We start from the raw sequence: 11,562 nt of genomic DNA, 5'->3' as shown, positions 1-11,562 counted from the left end.
ATTTACTAAAATTTCATCTGAAAATAATTGAGAACGCAAAATAAGGTTTAAAAGGGTATAAATCTTATATTTGAAAAAAATAAAAAACACTATGGCTAATACTCTACATTTTATTCATTCTTACTGGGCTTACTTAGTGCTACTAATTGTAGTTCTAGCAACTATTAACGCATTGGCTGGATTCTTTTCAAAAAGAGAATACGGAGCTAAAGATTTTAGAATTTCTCTTTTTGCATTAATAGTTACCCACATCCAATTACTTATTGGAATTGTACTTTATGTTACTTCCCCATTAGGTTTACAGAATATTACAACCAACGGTATGGGTGTTGTTATGAAAGATTCTACTTTTAGATTATATGCAGTAGAACATCCAATGATGATGATTTTAACTGTGGTTTTTATAACAATTGGCTATTCAAAACACAAAAAGAATTTGCTATCAAACAAAAAATTTAAAACACTTGCTATATTTTACACCATTGGATTGGTACTTATGCTAAGTAGAATCCCTTGGTCACAATGGTTTTAGAAAATAGTTTCTGAAAAAAACACAAGGCACTCTTAACTAAGAGTGCCTTTTTTATTTTACAAATAGCGATAATCGATTTAACTTTTTTCTTTAATCAAATAAATATATACCGGAAAATGGTCGCTATACCCACCTGTAAACCCACCAGAAAAACTTCGAAAAGGATAGCCCTTATAACGGCCCCGTTGATTAATTAAATAATTTTTATTGAAGATCCCGGCTTTATAAAACCGATACGATGAATAATCTTTTATGGTTAGTTCGGTAGAGATAATAATTTGATCAAACAAATTCCAATTATCCCGGTAAGCAAGTGTTCCCTGACCTTTTTTATAAAGTGCCTCCATTGGGTTGTAAAATTCTTTCAGTTTTAAATCTTTATTTTTACCCTTCGCTTTGAGAGTCTTTTTAATACTTGGGTTTATAGGATCATCATTAAAATCGCCCATATTTATAATTTTTGAATAGGGGTCTTCACTAAATAACGAATCTATAATTTTCTTATTAAGTTGGGCCGCGCGAATTCTTTTGGGACGGCTTCTCTCTTCACCACCTCTACGCGAAGGCCAATGGTTAACAATAACATTAAGTTTTTCACCATCTAACATTCCACTTACTAATAATTGATCACGGGTATACACACGTTTACTAGTATCCACATCGTCATGAATTAATAATTCCTTAGCTACATAGTTAATTGGAGTAAACAATTTTTTCTTATAAAGAAGGGCAACATCAATCCCTCTACGATCTGGACTATCAAAATGAACAATTCCATAATCTTCTTTCAACAGGTACTTATGGTTCACAAGATCTTCTAAAACTCGTCTATTCTCTATTTCGCATAACCCTATTAACGCCGGCGATGTTCCCGATTGTTCTGCGCCTATTTCCGAAATAACCTTAGCAATATTGGCGATTTTAGCTTCATATATTTCCTTGGTCCAATTGTTCTTACCATCAGGAGTAAAATCATCATCAAATGTCAAGGGATCATCTTCATAATCAAAAAGATTTTCAACGTTGTAGAATGCTATAGTTAAAACTTTAAATTCTTTACTATCCTGACCAAACGAAGCAGAATTAAAAAGAATAAAAAATATCAAAGTATAAAGTAGAGACTTCATAATAAACATTTAACACACATTAAACCTAGTCTAAGTTACTGAATTTGTGATAGTTATAAAATTAATTTATATTTGATTATGTAAACAAAAGGAAATAACCATGACAAATAACTTTAAGCAGGATGAAATATATTTTTTTAACATTTTGTGCAACTTTATTTGCAGGGTTTTCAGCCTATACGCAAGACAATTCCATATATGGAAAAGTTGTTGATACTTATTCTAGCGAACCTATATCTGAAGCTATAGTAAACATTCAAAACAATGATTTTAGTACAGTAACAAATTCAGCGGGAGAATTCAATTTTCTACAAAAAAATCTCCCAGAAGGGGAACAAGTTATAAAAATTTCCAAACCAGGCTATAAAAGCATACAAATTCCAATAATAATTCAAATTAATAGGCCTATACACTTAAAAGCTATTCTTTTAGAAGTAGATCTTGATGCACTTGAATCTGAAATTGGAGTTATTAGCCTATCTGACGACCAATTAGACGAAGACGAAGGTACATCAGACAATATTTCAGGATTACTTCAAGCATCAAAAGATGTTTTCCTAAATGCGGCATCTTATGATTTTAGTACTACATTTTTCCGTCCAAGAGGCTATAGTTCTGAACATGGAAAGCTATTGATTAATGGGTTAGAAATGAATAAAATCTACAATGGAAGACCGCAGTGGAGCAATTGGGGCGGATTAAATGATGTACAGCGCAATCAGATGTTTTCAATGGGAATGTCCGCAAACGAATATAACTTTGGACACCTTGCTGGCACAACAAACATTATAATGCGAGCGTCTCAATACAGAAAGGGAGGACGTATTTCCTACGCATCTAGTAACCGAAGTTACCGCGGCCGTGTTATTGGTTCATATAACAGTGGTTTATTAAAAAATGGCTGGGCATATTCTGTGCTAATAGCACGACGCTATGGCGATGAAGGTTATATAAATGGAACTTTGTACGACGCAAATTCATTTTTTGCCTCGGTAGAAAGGAAGTTGAATAAAAATCACAGCTTGAATTTAACTGTTTTTTACACACCCAACAGACGTGGCAAATCTTCTCCAAACACCCAAGAGGTATACGATTTAAAAGGAACTCAGTATAATGCATATTGGGGAAAACAAGATGGTGAAATCCGCAATTCTAGAATCAGAGAAGTGGAAGAGCCCATTTTAATGCTGAATCATTTTTGGAATATTTCATCAAAAACCGAATTAAACACCAACTTAGGCTATCAATTTGGAAAAACAGGAAATAGCCGTTTAGGATATGACAATGTTCCTAATCCTGACCCAAGTTACTATAAAAATCTTCCAAGCTACTTTTTATCGGATCCTGACAATCCTGATTATGAGGGAGCTTTTAGAGCCTATTCAAGCTTTGTAGATAATGGACAGGTTAATTGGCTTAATATATATGAAACAAATATTCTTTACGGAGGAACATCCCGTTATTATTTATACGAAGACAGAAACGATGATACACAGCTCTCAGCAAATACGATACTAAACTCTCGCCTATCCGATTATATACAATTAAACGCCTCTTTCAATTATAAAAACCTAAAATCGAACAACTTCGCTAGTATGATAGACCTGTTGGGAGGTAATGAATATTTAGATGTGGATACATTTAATTCAGGTGATGCAGCGCAAAACGATTTAAATAATCCTAATCGACTAATTGGTGTAGGTGATAAATTCAAATACAATTATGAAATTGATGCTACTGATTACAATGGCTTTGTTCAAGCACAATTTTCCTATTCATCAGTAAATTTTTATTTGGCTGCTAAAGCTGGCACAACCACTTACCAACGAAACGGTTTATATCGAAACGGATCCTATCCCGATGCAAATGAATCTTTTGGGAAAAGCAAAAAATTAAATTTTACAACTTATGGCGCTAAGGCTGGACTTACCTATAAAATAACTGCAAGGCACGCTCTTGAACTCAACACGGCTTACTTCACAAGTGCTCCTACAATACGTAATTCATTTTCAAATTCTCGCCAAAACAACAGTACTGTAATTGGGTTAACAGAAGAGAAAAATATAAACGTAGATGGCAATTACATATTGCGATTTCCATTTATTAAAGCGCGTTTGTCGGGGTACTACACTTTGATGCAAGATGGCTCAGAGATTTCTTTTTATTATGCCGACGGAATTTCAGTTCCTGGGAGAACCGCCACTACAGCTTTTGTGCAGGAAGTACTTACAAGTGTAGATAAAAAAAACATAGGAGCTGAATTAGGTATTGAAGCTCAAGTTACACCTACTATTAAATTAAAAGCGGCCGCGGCGTATGGTGAAAACATCTACAATAGCAATCCGGATCTTTACATTACTTCAGATGACTTTGATGAACCGCGCTTTTTTGGAAAATCTTTTCTTAAAAATTATAAGATCGCAGGAGGACCTCAACAAGCTTATCAATTAGGTTTTGAATATCGCGATCCAAGATTTTGGTGGTTTGGAGCTACTGCTAATTACTTCAATCAGGCATATATTAATATATCACCTCTTACTCGCACTGAGAATTTCTATTTAGATAATGACGGAATGCCCTTTAATGATTATGACCCAGAAAAAGCACGACAATTATTGAAACAAGAAAAGTTTGACCCATATATGTTGGTAAACATAGTAGGGGGGAAATCTTGGAGAATTAAAGGAAAGTACATCGGGTTTTTTGCAGTAGTTTCTAATATTCTAAATAAGCAGTATAAAACAGGCGGCTTTGAACAGGGTAGAAATTCAAATTTTAGAACACTTTCTGCAGACATTGCCAATGACGTACCCGTATTTGGATCAAAATACTGGTATGGATACGGAACTACTTATTATATAAATGCCTACATCCGATTTTAATTAAGAACTGTAAATTTCTGTAATTATGAAAAATTTAGAAAATATAAAACTAATAGGACTTTTATTCCTTTTAAGTATAATGGGAGCCTCCTGTGTTCATGATGATGATTATAATGTTCCCGAAATAAATGTAGAAGAGCCGAATGTTGATGTAAATATCACTATCGAAACTATTAAAAGAATTTATCGAGGATACGAACCAAAAATTATCGAAGCTGGTGAAGGTTCTTCACGAGAATTATACTTAGCAGCATATGTTATCTCAAGTGATAAAACGGGGAACTTCTATAAATCATTAGTAATTCAAGATTCACCTGAAAATCCAAGTGCAGGAGTGGCAATTTCTACTGAAGCTACAAATTTATATACTAAATATGAGCCTGGACGAAAGATATATTTACGAGTTGATGGTTTGTATATAGGTGAATACGCTGGATTACCTACTATCGGAATTCTTGATGGAGATGAAGTCGGACGAATAAATATCGAAGATTTTGAAGATAGAATTTTGCGTTCTACTGAGAAGGTTGAAATTCAACCGCAGACAATTACCATTTCACAAGCAAATGACAATGATACAAACGAAGTATTTCTCAACACCTTAGTGAAATTTGAAAATGTCCAATTTCCTGAAGGCCTTGCCGGAATTGCACATTACGGAAATCCAGGAAACACCTATAGTGTAAACAGACAGTTAGAAAATTGTGATGAAGAAACTATAGTGTTAAGAACTAGCGGATATTCCGATTTTAAAGGATTATTACTCCCTGAAGGAAATGGAGAAATAACTGCTGTTTTAAGTCGATTTAATAATGACGTACAACTTTTTATCCGCGATATTGATGATGTAAATATGAATAACGAAAGATGTAATTTAAGCGGAAATGGTGAAGTATTTGATTTGCCTTTTTTTCAAGGTTTTGAAAGCCATAATTCAGGTAATGGTATTCCTTTAGACATTGAAGGTTGGACAAATGTAAATATAAGCGGCGGAACAAGAGTATTTGAAGTTATGGAGTTTAATTCCAATAATTATGTGCAAACCTCTGCATATAATTCTGGTGAAAGCCCATACGAGGTTTGGTTGGTTACTCCGGGAATACGATTACCAAGTAATTCGTCCCCTATTCTTACTTTCGATACTAATGACGGATTTTACAATGGAGAAGCATTAACAATTAAAATTGCCGCAGCATTCGATGGAGACGTTTTAACAGCAGAATGGACAGACTTGAATGCAGATATATCCTCAGGACATTCCAATGGCTACGGCGCGACGTTTACGCCTTCTGGAGATGTTGATCTGTCGACGTACGCTGGAGAAATAGTTTATATTGGTTTTCAATATTTAGGGGCGTCTAATGGAATAACAACCACCTATCAAATAGATAATATTTCTGTAATTGAATAAACCTAAAGAAGTAATCTATATAGAAATGCTAAATTTTAAATTTATAATTTCACACTGTTCATTTAAACGCAACTTACTATGCTTTCCGAAAGATTGATTTATAATCATTATACCTTCAGTGATTTTAAAGATTACTATAAATTGGTGAGTAATATCGAGGTTATGAAAATGGTTACTGGTCGTCCAGATAAAGAAAAGGAAGCTCGAGAAAGGTTTGAGAATATGTTAAATGATAACGTGAAAAACCCAGCTGTTGGAAGATTTAAAGTAACCCTTAGAAGTAATGCAAGTTATTTAGGGCATGCTAAGCTCGAGATGACGGAGAAAAATGAGGCGGAAATAGGATATTTGCTAATGCCCGAATTTTGGGGTAAAGGTTATGGTTCTGAAATTGCACAAGCCATGGTAAACTTGGGAAAGCAAATGGAAGAAATTCAAAATTTAATTGCAATTATAGACCCTGAAAATGAGGCATCCAAAAAAATACTAGAGAAACAAGGATTTAAATGGGATTATGACAGAGATTATATTGGTTTGCCTGCTGCTTACTATAAATTGAAAGTATAAAAAAACCCTTACAATTTTAAATTGTAAGGGTTTTTTAATTGGTTGGTTATTTGTGTAAACTATCTAAAATTATCTCTTTTGGATAATAAATTCAGAACGTCTGTTTTGTTGATGTTCATCATTTGTACAATTACCGTCACAATCTACAGCTGGTCTACTTTCACCAAAGCCTTCACCACTAATTCTGTCTTTAGAAATTCCTTTCGAAATTACATATTGTACAGTACTCTTAGCTCTTCTATCAGAAAGTTTTAAGTTGTATGCAGCGCTTCCACGGTTATCAGTATGTCCTTCAACTTTAATAACCATATTTTCGTTTTTCTTCATCAACTCAACAAGTTTATCAAGTTCGAAAGCAGCTTGAGGTTTTATATTGTGTCTATCGAAATCGAAGTAAATAGTGTTAAGTTTCACAATGTTCCCTTCAACTATTTCATCGATAGGACGAAGTGAAATTGTAATATTCTCTTCACCTTCATTAAATCCAGTTACAGTTTCAGCATTGCTTTCATATCCTTCTTTAAATACTTGAACCACATGATCTTGATCACAAACAACTAATACTTCACTATTTCCATCAGCATCTGTGTTTTGACTCTTCAATTTATTTTCACGGTTGTCGTAAAGATCAATTGTAGCACCAGAAATAGGTTCATTTGTAGAAGCATCTAACACTATAACGTTTATAGGTAAATCGCAAGATTCAATTTTCTTTATTTTATAAATGTCGTCGCTTCCTTTTCCACCTTCACGATTAGAAGATACAAATCCTTCTTCCGTTTCAGGGTTAAAAGAAAAAGCAAAATCATCACTACTACTATTAATACCTAATCCTAAATTTTTAACTTCTCCAAATCCATTTCCTTTAGCGGGAGCAGAAAACACATCTAATCCTCCAATACCTAAATGAGCATCACTTGAAAAATAAAGAGTACCATTCGCATCAACGAAAGGGAAAACCTCTCTACCTTCAGTATTAATTCCTTCACCTAAGTTTTCAGGTTCACCAAAAGTTCCATCTTCATTAATAGTTACTTTATACAAATCGGCATTCCCCATTCCCCCTGGTCGGTCGCTTGAAAAGTAAAGTGTTTTACCATCTGGGCTAATTGCTGGATGACTAGAAGAAAATTCTTTGCTGTTAAATGGCGCAGATTGAATATTACCCCATTCGCCATTTACTTTTTCAGCATAAAAGATGTTTAATTCATTAATCCCTTGTTCGCTTTTTTTGTATTTCCCATTGAAATAATCATTTCTATCGAAATACATACGTGTACCATCAGGAGTAATAGCAACAGAACTTTCATGAAATCTGGTATTTATTTCATCGTTTAAAAGTTTTGCATTTTTTACAACATCACCTTCAACAGTTGCTTTATATAAATCTAAGAATGGTTCATCGTTTAAGTCATAATTCTTACGAAGTATATTTCTACTTGATGAAAAATAAAGTTCATTATCTACAACAGTACCCCCAAATTCTGAATACCTTGTATTTATCTCTTCTAAATTTGCAGCTTCAAATTTTTGATTTTTTTCATCTGCAATTCGAGGTAGGTAATTTGGATCTTGCATAAAGGTAATTGCACGAGAATCTTGAGGCCTCAGCTTTGCATATTCCTTCATATACTTATTGTATTCTGAAAACTTCCCGTTGGCCTTAAGTACTTGTGCATAATTATAAACAGACTCTGGATCTGCATCAAGTCTTTTTATAACCCTTTTATAGAAAATTTCAGCATTTTCAGTGTCATTAATATTGTAATAACTATTTGCTAAACGTTCTAAAACATGAGTGCTTTCATCACCTCTTTTTACAAGTCTGTGATATTCATCTATAGCGTCGTTATATTGAAGCCTTTCGTAATAATCGTCGGCTATTTTTGTTCTAAAATTTTGGGCGGTAAGCATGGAAGTACTTACAGCCATTAATAATAATATTATGTATATATTTTTCATGTTAAATGAAATTAGTTAGTTATTAGAAGAATCTCGGTGAACGTAAAACTTTCGGTTTTAAATTAAGATCGAATGATAGTATAAGCTCGTGAGAAGCTGGACCTACAATTTTAAGATCAGACGTTACGTGATCGTATGCATATCCAAATCGAAGATCTGGGGTGATATTTACTCCAAACAAGGCACTAAACGAATCGTCTACTCTATAGGATCCGCCAATTTCAATCATGTCAAAGAACAAGAAATTCAAGTTGGCATCCCACGAAACAGGAGCATCAAATGCAGATTTTACCATCACAGAAGGCTTTAATTTAAAAGACTCTGACACCTGGAATACGTACCCGGCAGTTGCAAAAAAGTGATTGGTTTCTGATCCGTATTTAATACCATTTTCATCTAAATGAACAGATTTCATTAAGTTAGGTACTGAAAGTCCAACATAAAAATTCTCTCCGTATAAGAATGCTCCTGCACCAAAGTTCGGGTAAGTATTATTTATACTTTCAGAAAATATTGGGTCATCTGGATGCTGCAACTCTAAATCTGCAAGTCCTATATCGTGAAAAGTTGCTCCGGCTTTAAGTCCAAGCGCTAAGTTTAACGTGTTTCCTAAGTGCAGTGTATAAGAAAAGTCTGCATAAACATTAGTTTCTTTTACTGGTCCAATTTCATCTCTAATTGCAGAAAGACCTAAACCAATATTTCTCGCAACAGGACTGTGTCCAGAAAAAGTAAATGAAACTGGGTTTCCTTCCAATCCATGCCATTGATTTCTATACAGGGCGGTAAGCGATAAGCTTTCTTTAGAACCTGCATATGCGGGGTTAACCACATTCATATTGTACATGTACTGAGTGTATTGCGGATCTTGCTGTGCTTGTGATTCTTGCAACAGCAATACCGTCATAAGTACTGTTAAGATATATATATGTTTTTTCATTTTTATCTATTTGGTAGTTAAAATGTATTTTGTAGAATTTTAGTTCGCTTTTTTATTTAGATAAATCCAGCCTGTAGCTTGTTCTCCATAAACAGCGTCATTTCCAGCAAGGTCAATTACATAGAAGTATGTTCCAGTTGGAAGTTCATCTCCATCAGTAGTCTGACCTTCCCATTGGTTAGTATAATTATCTTCTTCATAAACTAAAGTACCAAATCTGTTAAAAATTTGAATCTTTCTAATTCCAGTCCTGTCATTTAGAAAATTCAAATCCAAGATATCGTTATAACCATCTCCATTTGGAGAAATTCCCTCGGAAATAATGCAATTGGTTATTGGGTATAATGTTAAATCTATAGAGTCTTCTGCGGTACATTGTTCATTAGATACTAATACAGTATAAGTTTGAGTTCCTAATGTTCCTTCCTCAATAACAACTTCTAGCGTATTACCAGTTTCACCTTCAATAAGTGTTGAGTTCAAATACCATTCAAAAGTTACTCCTTCCACATCAGTATTTGCTGTAAGAATTGTGGTTTGGTTAGCGCAAATTTGGTAATCTGAACCTAAATCTACAGTAGGAGATGCTAGTACAATCATTTCAATTGTAAAAGACGTATCTCCACAAGGATAACCGATATTTACAGTATATGACCCAGCTGCAGAAGGTGAAAAAATAGCTTCTGTAGAAAGAACGTTGTTGTCTTGATCAACCCACTCATAAGTAACTAACGACAGATCTATGTCAGTATTAGTAGGCGTAGCGTCGAAAACTGGAAATTCCTCAACATCACATATTTCTGCTGAAGTTGGTAAACCTGTAGTTATTTCAACAGATGTTGAAACTTTAAGCTCCACTTCAGAAGTTGCATAACAAACCTCAGAAACGTTACTCTCAACTCTAGCATATATAGTTTGAGGATTAGTAACATTCGTATAAGGCGATGTTAAAGGTGCTTCTCCCGCGTCAGCATTAGCTTGAGTTAGGTAATAAGTTACAGTAAACTCATCAGGGTCTTGGTTACCTAGAACTCTTGAAGAATTTCCGTCAAGATCAAAGGCTTCAAAACCATCGTTAGAGGAATCGTCACATGCAATTATATCAATTGCTTCCGCTGTAGCTATAGGGCCAAATGAAACATTTACAATATCTTCAACAGGAGCGTTACACTCAGTTCCATTTGCAATTACCTTGTATTCACCTGTTTCAGTTGCAAGGTATTCACTTGAAGTTTCCCCTACGATTAGAACATCGTTTAAATACCATTCATAAGTTTCTACAGGACCAGAAACTGTAGTGGTTAAAAGAACTTCATCTTCACCACATAAATTTTGATCTCCTTCATTAATTGTAACTGAACAATCAAAAACGATGTCGCAGTTTGTACTTCCATCTCCTCCTATTTGGCCTAATTTAATGTAACCTGGGTTACGATTGTAATTAGTTATAACTAGAACGTAAATTTCTCCAGTTTGTGCATTTGGGATAGTAAAGTTTTCAATTGGCTGAGCCGAATAACTACAAGCAATTTCATTAAAGGATTGCAGCTGAGTATAATCACAAAGATCATCTCCTGGCTGGAAAGGTCCCCAGGCAATAAAATCCACATCTAATCCCTGTCCAATAGGATCTCCATTTGAATTAAATGCTGTATTTTGAATAATTTCAAAATCTAAATTTCCAGGCTGGTCAATTTGCAAATAAAACCATGCTGGGTAAGGTTGTGTAAACAAACATCCGTAATCTGGTCCTGCTTCTGCCGTAGCATTACAGTTGGGATCTTGGTCATTACAATTTGCGAATATTAGTGCGTCATTTCCTGCACAGAAAGGTTGGATGTCGGCACAAGTACCTCCCCCTTGGGCAAAAACTGATGTAGATGATAGCATCAATAAAAAGAAAGATACTATTGGTACGATAGTTTTAAGATTGACTTTAAAATAATGTTGACAATCCCAAAAACTGTTAGGTAATTTTATCTCCATAAAATTTAGTGTTGGTGATGATTAATTAATAATTTGATTTTACTTAATTTTTCAGTTTGGAAATATACGAAATTAAGAGTTTATGTTCTTGTTAAAAAAGAGTTATATTCCTAGCGCCTCTAAGCAAAATTCATTGATAACTAATCAAATATGTT

8 protein-coding genes are annotated in these 11,562 nt (G+C 34.2%); 4 read left to right on the top strand and 4 right to left on the bottom strand.

Annotated elements, in window-relative coordinates; translation table 11 throughout:
- Positions 1-91 precede the first annotated feature (91 nt).
- Positions 92-532, top strand: a complete 441-nt coding sequence (locus RT250_RS04555) for a hypothetical protein (protein ID WP_313112536.1) — start codon at positions 92-94, stop codon at positions 530-532.
- Between the two features lie 77 nt (positions 533-609).
- Here RT250_RS04555 and RT250_RS04550 read toward each other — a convergent pair whose 3' ends face one another.
- Complete coding sequence (locus RT250_RS04550; RefSeq protein WP_313112534.1) at positions 610-1,659, bottom strand: endonuclease/exonuclease/phosphatase family protein; 1,050 nt, start codon at positions 1,657-1,659, stop codon at positions 610-612.
- Between the two features lie 122 nt (positions 1,660-1,781).
- On the opposite strand from RT250_RS04550, the gene RT250_RS04545 reads away from it, so the two are divergent.
- The 3 genes from RT250_RS04545 (at position 1,782) to RT250_RS04535 (ending at position 6,519) form a co-directional block, all read left to right on the top strand.
- Complete coding sequence (locus RT250_RS04545; protein ID WP_313112532.1) at positions 1,782-4,541, top strand: carboxypeptidase-like regulatory domain-containing protein; 2,760 nt, start codon at positions 1,782-1,784, stop codon at positions 4,539-4,541.
- A gap of 25 nt (positions 4,542-4,566) precedes the next feature.
- A complete protein-coding gene (locus RT250_RS04540; protein ID WP_313112531.1) occupies positions 4,567-5,952 on the top strand; it encodes a DUF5689 domain-containing protein in 1,386 nt (461 codons plus the stop codon).
- Positions 5,953-6,030: 78 nt separating this feature from the next.
- A complete protein-coding gene (locus RT250_RS04535; protein ID WP_313112530.1) occupies positions 6,031-6,519 on the top strand; it encodes a GNAT family N-acetyltransferase in 489 nt (162 codons plus the stop codon).
- A 69-nt stretch (positions 6,520-6,588) separates the two neighbouring features.
- Here the strand turns inward: RT250_RS04535 and RT250_RS04530 are convergent, their stop codons facing one another.
- From RT250_RS04530 to RT250_RS04520, 3 genes are read right to left on the bottom strand one after another with little or no spacing between them, the layout of a single operon-like run.
- The gene (locus RT250_RS04530; protein ID WP_313112529.1) at positions 6,589-8,481 is read right to left on the bottom strand and encodes an OmpA family protein; all 1,893 of its coding nucleotides are present in this window, start codon (positions 8,479-8,481) and stop codon (positions 6,589-6,591) included.
- Between the two features lie 22 nt (positions 8,482-8,503).
- Positions 8,504-9,421 carry a PorP/SprF family type IX secretion system membrane protein gene (locus RT250_RS04525; RefSeq protein WP_313112527.1) on the bottom strand — a complete coding sequence of 306 codons (918 nt, stop codon included), beginning with the start codon at positions 9,419-9,421 and terminating at the stop codon, positions 8,504-8,506.
- 39 nt (positions 9,422-9,460) lie between these two features.
- Positions 9,461-11,407 carry a gliding motility-associated C-terminal domain-containing protein gene (locus RT250_RS04520; protein WP_313112525.1) on the bottom strand — a complete coding sequence of 649 codons (1,947 nt, stop codon included), beginning with the start codon at positions 11,405-11,407 and terminating at the stop codon, positions 9,461-9,463.
- Positions 11,408-11,562: the final 155 nt, after the last annotated feature.

Origin of the sequence: Aequorivita sediminis, from assembly GCF_032080575.2 — a bacterium.
In the GTDB taxonomy this organism is placed as follows: Bacteria; Bacteroidota; Bacteroidia; order Flavobacteriales; family Flavobacteriaceae; genus Aequorivita; species Aequorivita sediminis.
This window is presented reverse-complemented; position numbering and strand designations above follow the sequence as displayed.